Origin of the sequence: Paenibacillus qinlingensis (genome assembly GCF_013204845.1) — a bacterium.
Taxonomy (GTDB): domain Bacteria; phylum Bacillota; class Bacilli; order Paenibacillales; family NBRC-103111; genus Paenibacillus_E; species Paenibacillus_E qinlingensis.
Genome location: NZ_JABMKY010000036.1, coordinates 47,908 through 67,306, shown reverse-complemented (window position 1 = coordinate 67,306; position 19,399 = coordinate 47,908). Strand labels below are relative to the sequence as shown.

At 45.8% G+C, this 19,399-nt stretch carries 21 protein-coding genes, 1 rRNA gene, 1 pseudogene and 1 riboswitch; of the genes and pseudogenes, 19 read left to right on the top strand and 4 right to left on the bottom strand.

Annotation, left to right across the window (positions count from 1 at the left end; all coding sequences use genetic code 11):
• Positions 1–110: ribosomal RNA gene (gene rrf / locus HQN88_RS35255) — 5S ribosomal RNA — on the top strand; the annotation flags it as partial.
• 347 nt (positions 111–457) lie between these two features.
• On the opposite strand, the gene HQN88_RS35250 is transcribed toward rrf, so the two are convergent.
• A complete protein-coding gene (locus tag HQN88_RS35250; protein ID WP_173121047.1) occupies positions 458–985 on the bottom strand; it encodes a hypothetical protein in 528 nt (175 codons plus the stop codon).
• 135 nt (positions 986–1,120) lie between these two features.
• Between HQN88_RS35250 and HQN88_RS35245 the strand changes: the two genes are divergently transcribed.
• The 10 genes from HQN88_RS35245 (at position 1,121) to rsmI (ending at position 8,472) form a co-directional block, all read left to right on the top strand.
• Positions 1,121–1,321 carry a sigma factor G inhibitor Gin gene (locus HQN88_RS35245; RefSeq protein WP_056618046.1) on the top strand — a complete coding sequence of 67 codons (201 nt, stop codon included), beginning with the start codon at positions 1,121–1,123 and terminating at the stop codon, positions 1,319–1,321.
• A gap of 110 nt (positions 1,322–1,431) precedes the next feature.
• A complete protein-coding gene (locus tag HQN88_RS35240; RefSeq protein ID WP_246320631.1) occupies positions 1,432–2,943 on the top strand; it encodes an aminotransferase class I/II-fold pyridoxal phosphate-dependent enzyme in 1,512 nt (503 codons plus the stop codon).
• Positions 2,944–2,964: 21 nt separating this feature from the next.
• Positions 2,965–3,621 carry a dTMP kinase gene (gene tmk / locus HQN88_RS35235; RefSeq protein WP_173121043.1) on the top strand — a complete coding sequence of 219 codons (657 nt, stop codon included), beginning with the start codon at positions 2,965–2,967 and terminating at the stop codon, positions 3,619–3,621.
• Between the two features lie 45 nt (positions 3,622–3,666).
• Complete coding sequence (locus HQN88_RS35230; RefSeq protein ID WP_056618038.1) at positions 3,667–3,996, top strand: cyclic-di-AMP receptor; 330 nt, start codon at positions 3,667–3,669, stop codon at positions 3,994–3,996.
• A gap of 44 nt (positions 3,997–4,040) precedes the next feature.
• Positions 4,041–4,487: a YaaR family protein gene (locus HQN88_RS35225; RefSeq protein ID WP_056618035.1), complete on the top strand. Its 447-nt coding sequence runs from the start codon at positions 4,041–4,043 to the stop codon at positions 4,485–4,487.
• Between the two features lie 30 nt (positions 4,488–4,517).
• Positions 4,518–5,495, top strand: a complete 978-nt coding sequence (holB, locus tag HQN88_RS35220; RefSeq protein ID WP_173121041.1) for a DNA polymerase III subunit delta' — start codon at positions 4,518–4,520, stop codon at positions 5,493–5,495.
• Between the two features lies 1 nt (position 5,496).
• Entirely contained in the window at positions 5,497–6,300 is an 804-nt protein-coding gene (locus HQN88_RS35215; RefSeq protein WP_056618027.1) for a PSP1 domain-containing protein, read from the top strand.
• A 60-nt stretch (positions 6,301–6,360) separates the two neighbouring features.
• Positions 6,361–6,705, top strand: a complete 345-nt coding sequence (gene yabA, locus HQN88_RS35210; protein ID WP_173121039.1) for a DNA replication initiation control protein YabA — start codon at positions 6,361–6,363, stop codon at positions 6,703–6,705.
• A 72-nt stretch (positions 6,706–6,777) separates the two neighbouring features.
• Positions 6,778–7,539: a tRNA1(Val) (adenine(37)-N6)-methyltransferase gene (locus HQN88_RS35205; protein WP_173121037.1), complete on the top strand. Its 762-nt coding sequence runs from the start codon at positions 6,778–6,780 to the stop codon at positions 7,537–7,539.
• Between the two features lie 45 nt (positions 7,540–7,584).
• Complete coding sequence (rsmI, locus tag HQN88_RS35200; RefSeq protein WP_274318770.1) at positions 7,585–8,472, top strand: 16S rRNA (cytidine(1402)-2'-O)-methyltransferase; 888 nt, start codon at positions 7,585–7,587, stop codon at positions 8,470–8,472.
• Between the two features lie 584 nt (positions 8,473–9,056).
• Here rsmI and HQN88_RS35195 read toward each other — a convergent pair.
• Positions 9,057–9,311 carry an AbrB/MazE/SpoVT family DNA-binding domain-containing protein gene (locus HQN88_RS35195; protein ID WP_028557356.1) on the bottom strand — a complete coding sequence of 85 codons (255 nt, stop codon included), beginning with the start codon at positions 9,309–9,311 and terminating at the stop codon, positions 9,057–9,059.
• A 368-nt stretch (positions 9,312–9,679) separates the two neighbouring features.
• On the opposite strand from HQN88_RS35195, the gene HQN88_RS35190 reads away from it, so the two are divergent.
• Complete coding sequence (locus HQN88_RS35190; protein ID WP_173121033.1) at positions 9,680–10,957, top strand: HD domain-containing protein; 1,278 nt, start codon at positions 9,680–9,682, stop codon at positions 10,955–10,957.
• 80 nt (positions 10,958–11,037) lie between these two features.
• Positions 11,038–11,805, top strand: coding sequence for a TatD family hydrolase (locus tag HQN88_RS35185; protein WP_173121031.1), 768 nt, complete (start codon positions 11,038–11,040; stop codon positions 11,803–11,805).
• On the opposite strand, the gene HQN88_RS35180 is transcribed toward HQN88_RS35185, so the two are convergent.
• Positions 11,788–13,038, bottom strand: a complete 1,251-nt coding sequence (locus HQN88_RS35180) for an ABC transporter permease (protein WP_173121029.1) — start codon at positions 13,036–13,038, stop codon at positions 11,788–11,790. The two genes, HQN88_RS35185 and HQN88_RS35180, sit on opposite strands and share 18 nt — an antisense overlap.
• Positions 13,035–13,778 carry an ABC transporter ATP-binding protein gene (locus tag HQN88_RS35175; RefSeq protein ID WP_173121027.1) on the bottom strand — a complete coding sequence of 248 codons (744 nt, stop codon included), beginning with the start codon at positions 13,776–13,778 and terminating at the stop codon, positions 13,035–13,037. Before HQN88_RS35175 ends, HQN88_RS35180 begins: the two co-directional genes overlap by 4 nt.
• Positions 13,779–14,061: 283 nt before the next feature.
• Positions 14,062–14,255, top strand: a riboswitch (cyclic di-AMP (ydaO/yuaA leader).
• A gap of 280 nt (positions 14,256–14,535) precedes the next feature.
• On the opposite strand from HQN88_RS35175, the gene HQN88_RS35170 reads away from it, so the two are divergent.
• From HQN88_RS35170 to HQN88_RS35145, 6 genes and pseudogenes are all read left to right on the top strand, one after another.
• The gene (locus HQN88_RS35170; RefSeq protein ID WP_274318771.1) at positions 14,536–15,675 is read left to right on the top strand and encodes a 3D domain-containing protein; all 1,140 of its coding nucleotides are present in this window, start codon (positions 14,536–14,538) and stop codon (positions 15,673–15,675) included.
• 117 nt (positions 15,676–15,792) lie between these two features.
• On the top strand, positions 15,793–16,329 hold the full coding sequence (gene rnmV / locus HQN88_RS35165) for a ribonuclease M5 (protein WP_173121051.1): 537 nt from the start codon (positions 15,793–15,795) through the stop codon (positions 16,327–16,329).
• A gap of 46 nt (positions 16,330–16,375) precedes the next feature.
• Positions 16,376–17,284: a 16S rRNA (adenine(1518)-N(6)/adenine(1519)-N(6))-dimethyltransferase RsmA gene (gene rsmA, locus HQN88_RS35160; protein WP_173121026.1), complete on the top strand. Its 909-nt coding sequence runs from the start codon at positions 16,376–16,378 to the stop codon at positions 17,282–17,284.
• Between the two features lie 55 nt (positions 17,285–17,339).
• Positions 17,340–18,221, top strand: a complete 882-nt coding sequence (gene yabG / locus HQN88_RS35155; protein ID WP_173121024.1) for a sporulation peptidase YabG — start codon at positions 17,340–17,342, stop codon at positions 18,219–18,221.
• A 387-nt stretch (positions 18,222–18,608) separates the two neighbouring features.
• Positions 18,609–18,884, top strand: coding sequence for a biofilm formation stimulator Veg (gene veg, locus HQN88_RS35150; protein WP_028557365.1), 276 nt, complete (start codon positions 18,609–18,611; stop codon positions 18,882–18,884).
• A gap of 196 nt (positions 18,885–19,080) precedes the next feature.
• Positions 19,081–19,251 (top strand): annotated as a pseudogene (locus tag HQN88_RS35145) (small, acid-soluble spore protein, alpha/beta type); the annotation flags it as partial.
• Between the last annotated feature and the right edge of the window lie 148 nt (positions 19,252–19,399).

Here is a 19,399-nt window from a genome sequence, read left to right as displayed (position 1 = left end):
ATGATGGCGGAAGGGATCCACGCGTTCCCATCTCGAACACGACCGTTAAGCCTTCCAGCGTCGATGGTACTTGAACCGCAGGGTTCTGGGAGAGTAGAACGTTGCCAAGCAATTGAAAGAGCCTTACTTGGAGTAATCCAAGTAAGGCTCTTTTTTCGCATTTCAGTTTAAGGATACTGAGAGTTCAGGTAAGGTCACCACTCTATTAACAAATAACTGTATATTCTACAGCTAATTGCACGAATATGCCCTGAGAAATTGATTTAGCTGGAAAACCTCCATCTATTAGCAGCGGAATTACACATTTGAGCCTCATCGTGTAAAATTAACCACACAAAATCCATCTAACTCGATAAATCGGCGAGATATCTCAAAATTAGATGGAGTTTTTCCAGTTAATTGTTTAATTGAATAGTTAAGATAGGACATTTAATCATTGTGTTAATTCAGCTTCATTTTACTGTACATAACAGGAGGTATCCTTACTTGATATTTTCACTAAACCAGCTTTACGGTAAGGCAGGAAGCGGAACAGCATCCACAACCGCGGGAGAAGCATCCAACAGTGGAAGATCGTCAGGTGGATTAGCCAAGTACCAGGGATCCAAGGATACATGATAAGAATCAAGGCAAGTCCGATGCAGAACAGGTGAAGCTGTACTTTGGTAACAAGACGAACGGATGCATTGCCTTCAGGTAAGAAGCCGGACCAGAAAATGCCCCAGCGATAGGACCAACCACGCATGGCCATGCCGATGGTGAAGTGGAAATAAGCGCGAATGAGCAGGGTGTGGAAGATGAGCACAAGTGGGTAGCTGACTAGTAGTGGCAGCCAATGAGATGGATCAAACTTGTACAAGAGTAGTAGAATAAGGGACGCATAATAGAGAACTATTTTATATATGGAATGATAAAATCGCCTCATTAACGTGTAACTGTAAATCGTAGATTGTTTGGATAAATTGGATTCTTGTTTGATTGACATGAATGAGACCTCCGCGCTGCGGTAACGTGTTATGAAGGTATTATCGGCATCTCCCTGCCAAAATATGAGCATTTAGCTAGTTTAGGAGAATCGAGAATCGGACATACTAGTTATAAAAGATCGTGGGGTGATCATATGGAGGAGAATCGGTTTGGACTGTGTATGATTTGTGAGCAGCAGCGGGTTGGCGGGATTCATATTGTGACGGCGTTCATATGTGATGAATGTAGCAAGGAGATCGTCAAAACGAGCGTTTCTGACCAGAAATATCCCTTTTTTGTGAATCAGATGAAGAAGGCTTTTTACATGGGAAATTCGAGGCAGTATATGAATTAAGAGGAGAAGCTTCTTTATAGAAGCTTTTTTTGTTTTTTTATCGGTAATCCACTACTATAGAAGGGAAAATGAAAATTGAAAGCTATTGTAGCTGGGGGAGTTTGATCTGTTTGCGCAGCGAACATGTACATAAGGCACGAGCCCCACTGTATGAGGCTTTGGTTGCCCATCACGCTACAAGGCCCATTAGCCTGCATGTGCCAGGCCATAAATCAGGGCAAGGACTCCTGGAAGAAGGGGCAAGCTTTCTACAATCGATCATGGCTATTGATTATACAGAAATAACGGGCCTGGACGATTTACATCACCCGGAAGGTGTTATTAGGGAGGCAGAGCAGCTCGCGGCAGCATGTTTTGGCGCGGAGGAGACGTATTTTCTCATTGGAGGAAGCACGGTTGGTAATTTAGCCATGATCGGAGCTGTTTGTCAAAGGGGTGACCTCATTCTTGTTCAAAGGAATGCACATAAATCAGTCATTCATGGACTTATGTTGGCAGGTGCGCAAGCTATATTCTTGGCACCAGAGGTCGACGAAGAGACAGGCGTTGCAATAGGTTTGCATATTGAAGTTGTTAAACAAGCCATGGAGCAGTATCCAACGGCGAAGGCGTTATTTATAACGAATCCGAATTATTATGGTATCGGCACAGATTTGAAGCCTTTTGCAGAGCTGATGCATGAGAAAGGAAAGCTACTGCTCGTGGATGAAGCGCATGGTGCGCATTTCGGCTTCCACGAAGAGGTGCCCGCATCAGCCTTAGCCCAAGGCGCTGACGCCGTCGTGCAGTCTACACATAAGATGCTAACCGCTATGACGATGGGGGCGATGCTGCACGTACAGGGGCCAAGGATCAACCGTAAAGCTCTCCAACAATTGTTGGCGATGCTGCAAAGCTCAAGTCCATCCTATCCAATAATGGCATCGTTGGACTTAGCGAGAAAGCGAATGCATACGGAAGGGCATGCGTGGTTGAAACAAGGACTCAATATGATGAAAGAATTCAGAGAAAAGGTAGAGGCGTTGCAATGTCTCGGTGTCTATCCACGGAGAAATCAGCAGCCAAGCGGTGCGGGAGTCGTCGCAACAACAGATCCTTTTAAAATTGCTATTTATGATCCTACCCATAGTGTATCTGGAGCCGATCTCAAAGAACGATTGGAAGCGGAAGGCTGTTATATTGAGATGACAGATGGCTATCTGGTTTTATTGGTATTTACCCCTGCTAACTCAAGGGAGGATATGCTGCGTGTAGTCCAAGTTTTAAGCAACATTTGTTTGGACATCAGGAACCGTAAGCAGGAACTTCAGGCGCCTATCTCGAATATAATTAAATTACCCACCTACGCACCCATCTCCTCACCAATAAGGTTTGACCATAATGTCTTGTTTCAAGGGACAACTCAAATGGTTAATATAGAGGAAGCGATCGGGAAGCGTTCAGGTGAGATGGTCATTCCTTATCCGCCAGGTATTCCTTATTTATACCCAGGTGAAGTAATAACGGCTTCTGTAGCTGAGGCACTCGTATTTTTGGCTAGACAGGGCATCAGGTTCCAAGGAACCGATTTTGGACAGACGTACAAATTAACTATATACACAGATCACGAAGGGGCTTCGTGAGGCAGTATGCAGGAGGAACACGTGAACGGTATATTCATTACGTTTGAAGGGCCAGATGGCTCCGGAAAAACAACGCAGCTCAAAAAGATAGCGCTGGAGCTACAAAAGTTAGGACATGACGTTCTTGTTACAAGGGAACCGGGCGGGACTGCAATTAGCGATAAAATCCGCAGTATTATTCTCGATCCTGTGAATGGGGAGATGGTGGATCAAGCAGAAGTACTGCTTTACGCAGCATCGCGTGCGCAACATGTTCACGAGCTTATCCTTCCAGCGCTGAAAGCTGGACGAATTGTGCTTTGCGATCGATTTATTGATGCTAGTGTAGCCTACCAATCTTATGGGCTTGGTGTAGATATCGAGATGGTGAAGAATATTTCGAAATATGCGAGCTCAGGGCTGCAGGCAACTAGGACGTATATGATGGACGTTCCCGTAGAAGTGAGTTTGGAGCGATTAAATCAGCGTGCAGGTGCTACGGAGTTTACACAGCAGTTGGATCGCATAGAGCAGAAAAATGTCGATTATCACAGCAGAGTACGAGCGGGCTTCCACCAAATTGCCACCGATCATCCTGAACGAGTCATCATGATAGATGCTAATCGAGATGTAGAACGCATAGCCGCAGATATATGGCAGGACTGCAAACAGTTGCTTGAGGAACATATTTCCGTCTAAAGCGGAAAACCAATTCTTAGTTTATAATATAAGGAGGCATCACCTATGAAACTAGTCGTAGCCGTTGTTCAGGATAAAGACAGTAACCGTCTCTCTAACGCTTTAATTAAGGAAGGGTTTAGAGCCACGAAGTTGGCAAGTACCGGTGGGTTTTTGCGTGCGGGGAATACAACCTTTATGATTGGTACGGAAGATGATCGAGTGCAAGAGGTGATGCAGGTGATTCGAGCAAATTGTAAAATTCGCGAGCAGCTGGTAACGCCTGTTTCTCCAATGGGAGGAACGACAGATTCGTACATTCCATTCCCAGTGGAAGTGCAAGTGGGTGGAGCGGCAGTTTTCGTATTACCAGTTGAGCGATTCGAGCATTTCTAAGGTATTTCTATATATAATCAGCTCTACACAAGGATGGATGCGTCTTGAAAATTAACCCGGGGCTGCAGCCCATCGGTAAGAATATTAAAGTTGGTGAGAATGTTCCACCGCCACAGATGGCACCGCGCAATTTCTCTGATATCATGCAGCAGCATGATGAGAAGTATACGCAGGAACAGTTAACCAAAATGGTACAGCAAATCACACTTCAAGGTGATCGCTTGTCGAGAGGCATGACAGTTAGAGAGCTTCTGCAATATAAGCTGCTCATTCGTCAGTTTCTCGAAGAAACAGCTCGTCGGGGTGTTAACTTAAGAGATACGAAGGGCTGGGATCGTCGCGGCCGTTCGAAGCGATATAAGCTTTTGGAAGCAATCGATCAAGAGCTCCTCTTGTTAGCTGATGAATTATTGGAGAATGAGCAGGGGCGGATCGAAATTTTGCATAGAATCGGAGAAATCCGAGGTATGCTGATTAACTTGTTATTTTAAAAATATAAGTGCGTAATGGGGCGAAAATCAATGTCCTTTCAAGCTATACCGGGACAAGCGGCAGCCAAACGGCTGCTGCAGAACGGACTGCGTCAAGACAGGCTGTCGCATGCGTATATTTTCAGTGGTCCTGTTGGGACAGGGCGTTCCGAAATGGCAACTGCACTCGCTAAAGCGATCTATTGTCAGAAGGGAACGGATGATGCATGCGGCGAATGCCTGGAATGCCGTAAGGTCGAACATGGCAATCATCCAGATCTCCACATAGTCGCTCCTGAAGGCGCTTCAATTAAAATTGAGCAGATTCGGGAGTTGCAAAAAGAGTTCGCCTACAGGGCAACAGCGTCCGGAACAAAAATTTATATCCTATACCATGCAGAAAAAATGACGGTACAGGCTGCGAATAGTTTGTTGAAATTTCTAGAGGAACCGAACTCTCGTGTGGTAGCAATTCTCATCACTGAGAACGGAAATGCGTTGTTACCTACGATACAATCGCGGGCACAATGGATCCAATTTACACCAATGGCACGTGAGCAGATGGTGCTCACATTGCTGGAAGAAGGACTTCCAGCGGCATTAGTACAACCTGCAGCACATGTAACAGCAGGTTTGCAAGCGGCAAGAGATTTAATTGCAGCAAATTGGTTTGCAGAAATGAGAACCGTAATGTTACAATTAGCGAAGGAGACGCTCACACGTTTCCCTACTTCCATGATTACCGTACAACAGCGGATTGTGAAAACAGAACTTGCGGATCATGTTTCGGCTTTGTTCGACTTATTGATCCTCTGGTTTAAAGATATGGTGCAGTTGCGCCTTGAGCGCAGAGACAAGCTTGTATATAATGACCAGCTAGACTGGATGAGCTCCCTCGCGTTAAGTCGCGATGTCTCAGTCTGGGTGCGTATGATGGAGCAAGCCGTAGATTTACAAAAGCGACTGCGTTCCAATGCCAATTCTCAGCTGGTTATAGAGAAAATGCTCGTGGAGATGCAGGGGGTGTAAGATGTACTCAGTGGTTGGCGTCCGCTTCAAGAAGGCGGGTAAAATATATTATTTTGATCCCATTGATTTACCGATCGAGAAAGAAAGTGCCGTTATTGTAGAGACCGCACGCGGTGTAGAATACGGCAAGGTCGTAGTGGGCAAAAAGATCGTCAAAGAAAACGATGTGGTTCTGCCACTCAAAAAAGTCATTCGCATTGCGGATGATACGGATGCTGATTTGGTTGAAGAGAATAAAAAAGCAGCCAAGGATGCTTTCCAAACGTGTCATGATAAAATTAAAGACCATAGTCTTAAGATGAAGCTTGTGGACGTAGAGTATACCTTTGACCGCAATAAAATTATTTTTTATTTTACGGCTGAAGGACGCGTCGATTTCCGTGAGCTTGTGAAGGATTTGGCGAGTATTTTTCGGACAAGAATCGAGCTCCGACAAATTGGTGTGCGTGATGAAGCGAAGATGCTGGGTGGCATAGGTCCGTGTGGGCGAATTCTATGTTGTTCTTCATTCTTAGGCGATTTCGAGCCAGTCTCCATTAAGATGGCGAAAGATCAGAATCTGTCCTTGAATCCGACCAAAATCTCAGGGTTATGCGGAAGATTAATGTGCTGCTTGAAATATGAACATGATAACTATGAAAGTGCCAAAGATTCGTTACCGACGGTTGGCCGATTAGTAATTACTTCTTTTGGCAGTGGAAAAGTATTGGGGCTTAATATTAAAGAACGTACGGCAAAGGTTCAATTGTTTGATCTTGGGAAAGCGCTAGATCTACCATTCGATGATGTTGTTGAACAAGAGTAGAAGATCGAGGATCCAAGGAGGCGCTGGCCAGTAAGCATGCATGGCACTAGAGGTGAAAGCGTGGATAAACAAGATATTTTTGGACAAATAGATGGAATCGAAGAGCGAATGGGTACCACGTATGCGGAATTAGGTGCCTTGAAGAAACGGATTATTACCCTCATCGAAGAAAATAAGAGATTAAGCATAGAGAATCAGCAACTCCGTAAGCTCATCCGCCAAGAGGAGACTGTGGTCGAAGAGCCGACAAGAGATAGGGCTGAGGAACCGGTGCAGTTACCAGGAGCCGGATATGATAATTTAACCCGCTTATACAATGAAGGATTTCATATTTGCAATGTGTACTATGGACACCTTCGGACCGAGGGAGATTGTTTGTTTTGCTTATCCTTTTTAAATAAATAAGACGCTTGGCCGTAGGGGTGTATCCCTTACGGTTTTTTTCCATAATAAGCAACAAAGAGAAAGGAAAGACGTATGAAGCAAGTTCCTTTATTACCAACTGAACGAATTGATGATTTATTGACATATGATTTGAAAATTATTCAAAGTGACGAAGTGTTCAGCTTCTCGATGGACGCGGTACTCCTAGGGAGGTTCAGCAGTGTTCCGCCTAAGGGGCGAATCGTAGACTTATGTACAGGTAATGGTGTGGTGGCCCTATTGCTATCAACAAGGACGCGTGCGGAGATCTGGGGCGTTGAGATCCAAGAGCGTTTGGCAGATATGGCTGTGCGCAACGCAGAGATTAACGATTTATCGGAACGGCTGCATATGGTGCAGGGCGATTTGAAGTCGATTCATAAAACGTTGGGACACGGACAATTTGATGTCGTCACCGTGAATCCGCCCTATCTGCCTGTGCCTAATGGGGAGCAGAATAGTAATGCGCATTTTGCGGCGGCGCGTCATGAGATTTATTGCACGTTAGAGGATGTAATTGCAGCAAGTGCTAAGCTTGTAAAGGCAGGCGGGAAAGTAGCCATGGTACACCGAGCTACGCGGCTAGTTGATATTATCTGCCTGATGCGACAGTACCGTATTGAACCGAAGCGCATCCGTTATGTACATGCACGTGCGGGAGAAGAAGCGATGATGGTGCTAATCGAAGGAATGAAAGATGGTAAGCCAGAAATTCGCACGCTACCGCCGCTGATCGTTTACACAGAAAAGGAAGAATACTGCCAAGAGCTGAAAGACATCTACTATGGTGGACGGAGTGCACTGGAGTTCTCGTAGATTGGCAACCTGTACGATTAATATAAAGTGATGAGGGATTTAACTGTGAGTGTAACGATACAGAAAAGCTACCGCGAGGATGCTAGCGGTGTAGGCACGCTATACCTGGTTGCCACGCCAATCGGCAACCTTGAAGATATGACCTTCCGCGCGATCCGCACGCTGAAGGAAGTAAGCATGATTGCCGCGGAAGACACGCGGCAAACACGCAAGCTGCTGACCCATTTTGAAGTCGCGACGCGACTGGTCAGCTATCATGAACACAACAAGCAAGCAAGCGGCCCGGAGCTGGTCCGCTTGCTGCTTGAAGGGCAGAGCATCGCGCTAGTCAGCGATGCCGGCCTGCCGGCCATTTCCGACCCAGGTTATGACCTGGTGCGGATGGCCGTAGATGAGGGCGTGCCGGTGGTGCCCATCCCCGGCGCCAATGCGGCCCTGTCGGCGCTGATTGCATCAGGCCTGCCGACAGAGCGATTCGCCTTCGTCGGATTTCTCCCCAGGGAGAAAAAGGACCAGACGAAGTTGCTTGAAGGGCTGCAGCATGTGCAAGACACATTGCTGTTCTATGAATCGCCGCACCGCGTGGAGAAAACACTTCTGCGCATGGCGGAAGTGTGGGGGGCGGAGCGCAGGGTTTGTCTCGCCCGCGAGATAACGAAGCGGTACGAGGAGTTCCTGCGGGGCACGATCGCAGAGTGCCTCGCGCATTTGGAGCAGTACCCGCCGCAGGGGGAGTACTGCGTGATCGCCGAGGGCGCATCCGACGCGGCAGTGCAGGAAGCGGCTGATGGTTGGTGGGAAGCGAAATCGCTCGGCGAGCATGTTGCCCACTACGAGGAGCGCGGGATCGATCGCAAGGATGCGCTGAAGCTGGTTGCAACGGATCGCGGATTATCGAAGCGTGATGTCTATAATGCGTTACTGGAGCGCTAAGGTGCCAAGCAAGGGATATAAAGAAAGAGTGCTGTCCCACGCGTTACGGATAAATGAAAGATTGTGGCTTGGCGAACACAGGTTGTGACTACTGATTCGGTGTTTAGATGTATAAACTACAGCTAATTTACTCGAATCTGACGTATTTTCGGAATTAGATGGAAAAGGTACATCTAATTCTTAGAAAGATTGAAGAATCGAGCCAATCGAGGGAAATTACCTACAGGAAATACAGTTATTCTTTGGAATTGAAGAAACCCCCTTTAAATAGATGGAGAAAATCCAGTTAGATTGCGAGAACAGGTTTCTCATTCATTTTTCTCATTCATCGGCCAATAACGAAAAGCGAGGCTGTTTCTAAAAGTCCAAATAGACCTTTGAGACATCCTCTATCCATCTACCATATCTAGGCTTGCGAATTTCATGATTTATGTAAGAATAGGTGTCTTCTATCTTCTAAGGTCTATACAAAAAAAGATCTCTAACCCGTGGCCGAAGCCATCAAAGTTAGAGATGAAAGGAGATATGAAAAAGGTTAGAATTACCAATAGGATAAGTGCTACTTCTATTATATACTACTTTTCTTATTTTGTCACAGGTGTTGGCATTTCTGCTAAACAAATATGACAAACAATTTTTCCTTTGAAGTACGATACATTCTCCGCATTGCCACAGAAGATACAAGCTGGCTCATATTTCTTCAGCATGATGCGCTCACCGTCTACATATATTTCCAAAGCGTCTTTCTCGCCAATACCCAATGTGCGGCGCAGCTCGATAGGAATAACAACGCGTCCTAGTTCGTCCACTTTTCTAACAATTCCTGTAGATTTCATCATATATATAAAACCCCTTTCGATTTTATCAATTTTTTATCAATATCGTCATGTTTCGACATTTACTTAAGACTTATGATACCAACGATTCCCAAAATAGTCAACCATATTTTCGCTGAAAACAAGTGGTTTCATCCCAATTATTATTATTTAGGTAACAAGGTAAAAAACGATGATGTCGCTATCTACAAGGGGTTGTAAGGATTATATTACGCGCTTTTCAAATGCCTATTTCTTAAGAGGTGCTGGAAAATAAGCGATCGATCTATGAATAAATTGGAATTTGAAATTCGACAATAATCGACACTGTAAAAGGTTTCATGTCGAAAATGTCGAAATTACTTAACTATATTAAGGGAGGTTCAAACTGTATGAATGAAGAGAAGGTATTTAAAGATCCCGTTCACAAATACATTTATGTGCAAGACGATACGATTTGGGATTTGGTTAATACCCGTGAGTTTCAACGGTTGCGCCGCATTCGTCAATTGGGCACATCCTATTTAACTTTTCATGGTGCTGAGCATAGCCGTTTCTCCCACTCGCTTGGTGTTTATGAAATTACGCGGAAAATTATTTCGCAATTCGAACGCAATCACTATGAGGATTGGCCGAAAGAGGAGCGTCTGCTATGTCTATGCGCAGCATTGCTGCATGATTTGGGACATGGTCCGTTCTCGCACTCGATTGAGAAAGCGTTCGGCACAAGGCACGAGGACTGGTCCTGCCGAATCGTGCTAGGGGATACCGAGGTGAACGAAGTGCTGAGTCGTGTCTCGCCTGATTTTCCGAAGAAGGTAGCAGGTGTCATCTGTAAATCTTATAGTGAAGAGATTGTCGTCAGCTTGGTTTCTAGTCAGTTGGATGCGGACCGAATGGATTATTTGCTGCGCGATGCTTACTTTACGGGTGTGAACTATGGCACATTTGATCTTGAGCGTATTCTTCGTGTGATTAGACCTTACAAAGGGCATATTGTTGTCAAAGAGAGCGGTATGCATGCTGTTGAGGATTATCTAATGTCGCGTTATCAAATGTACTGGCAGGTCTACTTTCATCCAGTTACGAGAAGCGCAGAAATTCTTTTGCATAAAGTATTTGCACGTGCTAAGCATTTGTATGAGGAAGGCTATACATTCGGATTCATGGTTGAGCCCATTCTTCATCTCATTCAGAATCAAATCTCTTTAGAGGATTATTTACTGCTGGATGAGTCTGTCATGCAAACGATGCTGACCTTTTGGAGTCAAGAGAAGGATGATATGCTGGCAGATATGTGCAAACGATTCTTGGACCGTAAATTGTACAAGTACAGTACCTTTGATGGAGATCAGGAGCAACTCATTCAACGTATGGAAAAAGTGATGAGAGAAGTTGGTTTCGATCCGACCTACTATATGGAGATCGATTTCCCATCGAATCAATCCTATGACGTGTACAGAGCTGGTGAAAACGATGATAATTTGCCAATCCTTCTGATCGATCATAAGGAGACCTTAACTGAGATTACGCATCGATCCGAAATTGTACAGTCCATTAGTGGCTTCCAGATGGGGAAACATCATGTGTACTATCCAGAGGAGTTTCTTGAGCGGTTGAATGCTGAAGATTATCCAGACGTTTGGGAGATGTTGGGGGAGCAAGAGTAAGCAGGTATAAGAAGGAATAAGAAGCTATAAGCAAAAGACGGATCATCCATACATATTCAGCTACATAAGGGAGAACAGACATGCTAACAGATTCACACACACATTTAAATGCGGAGCAATTCAAAGAAGATCAAGATGAAGTTATTAAGCGGGCGTTAGAGGCCGGCGTTACGAGAATTGTAAATGTTGGCTTTAATCGAGAAACGATTCCTAGCTCAATCGAGCTTGCTGAGAAATACGATTGGATTTATTCGACAGTTGGCTGGCATCCTGTAGATGCGATAGATATGATGCCTGGCGATTTGGAATGGATTGAGTCCTTATGCCAGCATGAGAAGGTAGTCGCGATCGGGGAGATTGGTCTGGACTATTACTGGGACAAGTCGCCTAAGGATGTTCAGCAACGAGTCTTTCGGGAGCAGATTCGGCTTGCGCGTAAACTGGGGATGCCCATTGTGATTCATAATCGGGATGCACATCAAGACATTTTAACGATTCTCAAAGAAGAGAAGGCAGCGGAGGTTGGGGGTATCATGCATTGCTTCTCGGGCAGTTGGGAGACAGCGAAGCAGTGTCTGGATATGAATTTTCATATTTCCTTTGGAGGCCCTGTTACGTTCAAAAATGCGGTACAGCCCAAAGAAGTGCTGGCGAAAGTTCCGCTTGATCGTTTATTGATTGAAACGGATGCGCCGTACTTAACGCCACATCCTTTCCGCGGTAAGCGCAACGAAACTGGTTATGTTCGCTTGGTAGCTGAGACTGCCGCGGAAATTCGGGGAATGACGCTGGAAGAGATAGCTGAAATTACAACAAACAATGCGATTCGCTTACTCGGCCTCAAGTAAGGCATTTTTCTTGAACTTCTGACGTAGGATAACGCCGCATGCGAAAGAAATGAAGGCAAGACCGAGCAAAGGGACTACGAGATACTGGATGGGGGTTCCCATCATAAATGGAATCGTTAGGATGACAAGCTCAAGTAAGAGGGTTAGCCAGATGATAAAGGCTAGAGAACCTGCTCTTGTTTGGGGCTCCAATGGATACATTTGAATCCAAAACGTATAGCGATGCGAACGCTCTAATGAAGTAAGCTGAACGATCGAGATCACAAGCGCGATGAGTAGGATGACGCTGCGTGCAGTCGTGGAGTCTGCAACGGCTAGGGCTAGGATGCCAATCACAGTCAGACGGAGCACAATAGCGAACATTTCGGTGCGCAGTAATGTCTTCATATATAAGTAGAGAAACGCCGAATCCTGTCGAAATGGAATCGTTCGGGTAATCCCGCTGATCCAACCTCGGCGGGCTATTCGTGTTGGCAATTGAGGTACATCCACGAACCAGTTGAAGAAGGCATAGAGTCTAGCTTGCTGTTGCTTCTCTTTGGCAATCAGGTAGTCCCAACCAATGACATATTTACCCGCGTATCGAAATGCAATCAGCCAAATAAATACAAGAAGTAGGGCAGCTAGGCTTGCCCATAAACTGCTGTAGTGAAACTGGATCGTAACTAAGGCAAGTGATGCCACCCATCGAAAACAAACAGACACGAATCGAGTTCGTTCAGCGGCAAATCTGCCTTCCTGCCAACTCACTAATAGGTTTGCTACTTTTAATAGAAGCAATAGAGCAAAAATGAGAATAAATGGTTGTGCTTCGGTACCAAGACAGTGTTTATATAGGGGTCTTACTGCGACCCAACCGAGAAATAACCAAACACCCTGAAGTGATAGGCTATACAGAAAGCTGCTTCGGAAGTAGGCCCCCATTTCATGTTCAATCCGCAATAGAAACATACGATCAGCACTGCGAGTCAGCGTTCGAATGGAGCTTGAAGCGACGAATGGAACCAGTACAAGCAACACGATCCATAGATATGGATAATCTGTCGGAAGACGCTGTAATGTTTTTGCATAATAATAGGAAGAAACGATGACAAGAAACAACAAGAAGCCGATAAAGTTACTCCGTGCGGCATACTGCCAATACCCCATCGATTCCTTCATATAGTGTTGAAAACGCTGCTTCCATAATGCCTGTGTGTTAAATGCAGGTGTACTATCCGCTATGTGACTCATGCCATGTCTCCTTGCACGAGCTTGTAGAAGATGTCGTCTAATGACGCCTGAGGCAGGGACGTTTGGGCGCGTAATTCGACTAAATCTCCCTGCGCAACCATGTGGCCTTTATGAAGAACGACATAACCATCGCAATATTTTTCAATTGTAGACAAAATGTGTGAGGAAATGAGAAAGGAAGCACCTTTCTTCTTCATTTGAACCATGAGATCAAGCAAGGAACGAATAGCTAAAGGGTCGAGTCCGAGAAACGGTTCATCGATAATATATAAAGAGGGTTCGATGAGGAAAGCGTTCATGATCATGACCTTCTGCTTCATCCCTTTGGATAAATGACTTGCGAAGCTATTCAGCTTGTCTTTCATTTGAAACTGCTCTAATAAGGATCGAGAACGGGTTTCGTAATCGGCCTTCGAAATACCGTAAGCCATCGCTGTTAGCTCGAGGTGTTCGCGAATCGTAAGTTCTTCATATAACTCCGGACTTTCAGGCACATAAGCATAAGTTGCGCGGTAGGGCAGCGGATTTTCGGCTAACGTTAAGCCGTTAATGCGAATGGACCCTTTCTGCGGTTGAAGCAGTCCAAGAATATTTTTGATCGTGGTACTTTTTCCTGCACCATTAAGTCCAATTAGCCCCATCATTTCACCTTGACGTATCGAGAAGGTAAGGTCATGAAGAACGGGTTTGTTGGGTAAATATCCACCGAATAAAGCGTTTACTTGCAAGATGGGACCCATCTCAATTGCCTCCCTAAATAGCAAAATTTTGGTATTTTTCATTCAAATACTTCCAGAATCATTATAAACAAATTTGCATTCTTAGCCTAGTTTTGATCATTATATACTGAAAAATCGCGTATACGTACGTTAAAGTTAGACACGTGTAGATATAAGTGGATTATATATGAAAAATAATCGAAATTTAATCGATTTAGCCCTTTTTAACGGGTGTTAATCCCTTTACAGGTTGGGATTAACAGCGTAATATACTTTTCATAATAACTTAATATCCAATTTGCCAATTTTCCATTCGCTGAGTTCCAAATGTGGGAACGGGGGAACCACTGCAAGCTTAATGAGCATACCAATGCGGTTAAGTAAGCAGAGAGTAACAGGGGTGAATCATAGACGTCAAACAAGCAGTTTGCGTCTACGTAGGGCGACTCTCACGTCCGAATCCGTCAGCTAACCTCGTAAGCGTAAGAGAGGTAACGATTGTCGTGCGTGCTATTTGTATTTCACTATGCAAACTAAGCCAGCGAGAAGAGTCCTCTTCTTGCTGGCTTTTTGTCCACATACAGGGTTCTACACAGATCATAAGACATAAAATAACCCGGAATTCATAGGATGATGAATAGGTAAAAGGGGGGGACGACCAGATTCAGCGAAGTCACTTGCTGATGATGGCGAGCGTTAAGTTAAACTAAAAACCTTAGTCGCGTCAAATTAATCATGCTGTAACCTGGCGGCGAGGCTTTGAAGGAGGACCGAAGAAGTGGGCAGTATCTCAATTAGCGAGACCCATGTAAAACGATCATCCAGCATGTCCTTCGCATTGCGATGGAAGCATGAAAACTTGCGTTTGATTTTAAGCCTAGCTATAATCTCAATCGCAATGACTTTCATGTTTTTGGTGTTGTTGTACGGAACGGCTACCAAGAGCGTATCCGTGGTTGTTAATGGACAAGAAACTATTGTGCACACGAAGCAATGGGTCCTGCAACGCCTACTGGATGAACAAGCCATAAAGATTGGTGAGCACGATGAAATTTCAGCTTCACTCACGACCAAGCTCAAGGGTGGAGACAAAATTGTTATCGAGCATGCCTCACCGATTCAATTGACTGCTGATGGAAAGACCACCACTGTTTACACAACTGCAAGAACGGTAGAAAGTGCATTGCAACGTTTAAATATTGCACTTGGGGAGAACGATCGTATTTCTCCCGAACCGACGTCCGCTCTTATCACAGGCGATGAAATCAAGATCGTCCGTGTGAAAAAAGAGACGGAGGAAGTCTCTGAACCGATCGCATTCGAGACAGAGAAAAAGAATGACGCATCTTTACTTAAAGGGAAAGAGCAAGTGGTCCAAGAAGGTAAAGAAGGCGTATTGGTCAAGAAGAAAGAAAAGACTTTCGAGGACGGTGTTTTAGTCGCGGAAGCAGTTGTGGGTGAAGAAGTACAAACAGAAAGTGTTAAGAAAGTAGTATCCATAGGCACGAAAAATCCTGTGGTTGTTCTCTCCGCCTCTTCACCGAGTGTGGATGAGGTCTCCAAGAATGGTGTGACTTTCGGCTACAAACAAATTCTCAAAAACGTGAAGCTGACTGCTTACTCAGCGGACGCTGCGTCGACAGGCAAAACCGAGGGCTCCTCTGGGTATGGTAAAACCTACACAGGTACTACCGTGACGGAAGGGCGTACAATTGCCGTCGATCCGAAAGTTATTCCGCTTGGTTGGTGGGTGTATATTGAAGGGATTGGTTTCCGTCGTGCTGAGGATATTGGCAGCGGCGTGAAAGGCCAAATGATCGATGTATACTATGAAGATCACGGTTATGCAAATAAATTCGGCACGAAGCAAGGGTACACCGTGTATGTGGTTGGCCCTACAAAACCGTCCCAAAACTAACGTGTAAACGGTAGTTACAGCGGGAACACTACTAAATACACGTAGCTTGGCATCTGCCTGCGCGAAAGAAGAGGAGACCCCTCTTCTTTTTCTGCGTACTGGGGAAGGAAAACGGTGATGATAAAAGAAATGATCGTTGTGGAAGGCAAGGACGATACAGCTGCTATTAGGCGGGCTGTGCAGGCGGATACGATTGAAACAGGCGGCTCCGCCATCGGACAAGCCGTGCTGAAGCGAATTTCTCTGGCTCAACAGCGCAGAGGCGTCATTATATTTACGGATCCGGATCACGCAGGGGAGCGGATTCGCAAAATTGTGGCAGCCAAAGTTCCTGGCTGCAAGCATGCCTTCATCACGCAGGAGCAGGCGGCGTATAAGGGCGACATCGGCGTCGAGAATGCGACGCCGGAGACGATCCGTCAAGCGCTGCTGAGCCTGCGGACGGAGTATGACGCTGCTGTCTCGCAGTTGACGATGGAGGATCTGATTGATGCTGGTCTCATCGTGCATCCGAATGCGGCAGCTCGCCGCTTGACCGTAGGCAATGCGCTGGGCATTGGATATTGCAATGGCAAACAATTTTATAAGCGTTGTGCGATGTTTCAGATTTCACGAGAGGAATTTGAAGCAGCGCTCGAACATTTGAACCATTAAGAAATCCTTAGAGTCACTAGAACCCTATAGATACGAGGTCTATACTATGAATATAACCAGACAAGAGGTTGTTGTAACAGCAGAAGATGTGGCAACACCCAGTAAAACGAAACAAATTATTAAGAAAAATGGTCTCGTGCTGAAAAAAAGCTTGGGCCAGAACTTCTTGATTGATCAAAATATATTGAGCAAAATCGTTCTAGCTGCTGAGCTCGGGCCTACAAAGGCTGCGCTTGAGATCGGCCCCGGCATTGGCGCGCTTACACAACAGCTAGCCAAGCTCGCTGGCCGCGTGCTGGCTGTCGAGATTGATCAGCGTCTGCTGCCCATCCTGGACGAGACGCTGGCTCCTTACCCCCATGCAACTGTTGTTCATGGGGATATTTTGAAGACCAACCTGCCAGAGTTGTTCCGGCAGCATTTTGAAGGCATGGAAGGCGTCAGCGTTGTCGCCAACCTGCCTTACTACATCACGACGCCGATCATCATGAAGCTTCTTGAAGAGAAGCTTCCTTTAGAGAATATCGTCGTGATGATCCAAAAAGAAGTGGCCGACCGCATGGCGGCTCGTCCGGGCACCAAAGATTACGGCAGCCTTAGCATCGCCGTGCAGTTCTACTGCGAGCCGGAGCTCGTCACCATCGTGCCTCGCACCGTCTTCGTGCCGCAGCCGAACGTCGATTCCGCCGTCATCCGGCTGCGAGTGCGTCAAGCGCCGCCTGTTGAAGTGGCGGACGTGGACTTCTTCTTCGCTGTCGTCCAAGCGTCCTTCGTTCAGCGTCGCAAGACCCTCTATAACAACCTCGCGGCGAGGTTCTTTACCAAAGAGAATAAGCCTGAGCTGGAAGCGTTGCTGCATGGCATTCAGATCGAGCCTTCGCGCCGGGGGGAAACACTCAGCATGGAAGAGTTCGCACGTTTGTCGACGGCGCTTCGTGCGCACGGCTGCAAATAACCCGCACCAAATGCCTAGCCTCGCCATAGGATACCCTTAGGAGGGGATTTGTGCGATGAGGCAAGGAGATTTTGTTACCCGTATTTCCTATGGCGGCGACGTCGTGTTTAAAATTGAACGAATTGAGCATCTCAAGGCCATTCTGAGGGGTGTCGATTTTCGGTTACTTGCAGATGCGCCGCTCACGGATCTGACAAAAGCGAATCCTAAGGAGACCTTAGATCATCCACGGTCAAGCTCGCCTGAATTTCGTGAGTCGCTGCGTCGACTGGCTGTGTCCCAGGTGCAATTGCAGGAGAAGAATCAGATAGCCGTCAGTCATAAACAAAAATCACAACCGGCTCATAACAGCTATTTTGAAGTGCCGGGAAGAGTTCTTCATTTGGATGGCGATCCTAGCTATCTGCGGAAAAGTATGCAGCTCTACGGCGAATTACGTATACCGGCTGAAGGTTTCTTCATTCCCGAGGCGCAAATGGCGGAAGCACTGCAAAGATTGCTTCCTCAATATAAACCGGACATTGTCGTCATTACGGGTCATGATGGTATTTTGAAAAATCGGCAAAGCGTGAGCCCAAGCAATTTGTCGAGTTATAAGAATTCTCAAAACTTTGTGAATGCGGTACGAGTGGCTAGACAATATGAAAGGAACCGAGATTCCTTAATTATTGTGGCGGGTGCTTGTCAGTCACATTTTGAAGCGTTATTGCGTGCTGGGGCTAATTTTGCTAGTTCTCCTGCGCGTATACTCATTCACGCCTTAGACCCTTTGTGCATCGCTGCTAAACTGTCGTATACCCCAACAAGAGAAACCATTTCAATGTTGGATATCATGGATTTAACGGTGACAGGCCTAGAGGGGCTAGGCGGGGTTGAGACGCGCGGGAGTTACCGGATGGGTGTTCCTGGTATTCAGCACACAGAAGAGTCGGTATAGCTGAATTAGGCGCCGTTAGAGGGCGACAGATCGGTTCTAGTCACTTGATGCGAGTGAAAGTCTACCGAAATATGTGATTGTAAGCAACACTTTCTGTTATGAACTCCGTATGGAGGATGACAGAAAGTGTTCTTTTTTTTGTCAACGGCAGGCCATTGTTCTCTGTGTTTGCTCTGTATTCGTAAGTTCAGGGGAAGAAGTTTGTCCTTAACTGGAAAAGTGTGAATAATTTGCGAACATTGGTGACAACCTGAAGGGAGGAGAAATCGGAAAACCTGCAAAAATGCCGTTGACAACGGGATTGGGGTGCTGATATAATATTTGCCCTCATTTGACATGATGGGGTGAATGGGTTATAATTGACTAGGAAAGAGGTGGTAGTTGACAATGGCAAAAAATGCGCTATTGGAAATCAAACGCAGTTTGGAGCCCCATGTTGGGCAGAAGATCATGTTGAGAGCGAATGGTGGCCGTCGTAAGACTGTCGAGCGTTCCGGTGTTTTAGAAGAAACCTACCCTTCTGTGTTTATTGTGAAATTAGATCAAGAATCCCACGCCTTCAAACGAGTGTCATACAGCTACGCCGATATCCTCACCGAGTCCGTCGAAGTTACCGTATGCAACGATGATGGTCAGGTTCGCATCACTTACATACAACATTAGCTTAATAGTGTTCCGATATTGAACAGGCCTTTGTGGCCTGTTTTTGCTTTGATAAATAAGAATCTATAAGTTTCACATCACAGTTTTTATTTTGTATCCATCCTAAATATCAGGGCACACTAATCGAAATCGTCATCAATCACTGCTTATGATGGTTGCAGCGTTCATTGTGCGCAAATGATAAGGAGGATTTGGTATGAGTCGAAGAAGAAGTGTGATGTCGGAGAGTTTTAAATATGAGTTAGCGAAGGATCTTGGTTTCTACGATGTCGTACAGCGAGAAGGCTGGTCAGGGATTCGGACGAAGGATGCAGGGAATATGGTGAAGCGGGCGATTCAAATTGCAGAAGAGCATTTGGCCAAGCAATATGTTTCGGCTCCGACCAACGTACAAACCACCTCACCTAATTATCGTCAGACGACCGCTAGTCAACCGGCATTTAACGGACAGGGCTATACAAACTATTCACCGTCATATAACAGTCATCATCAGCAACAAACGGGTGCTGCGAATT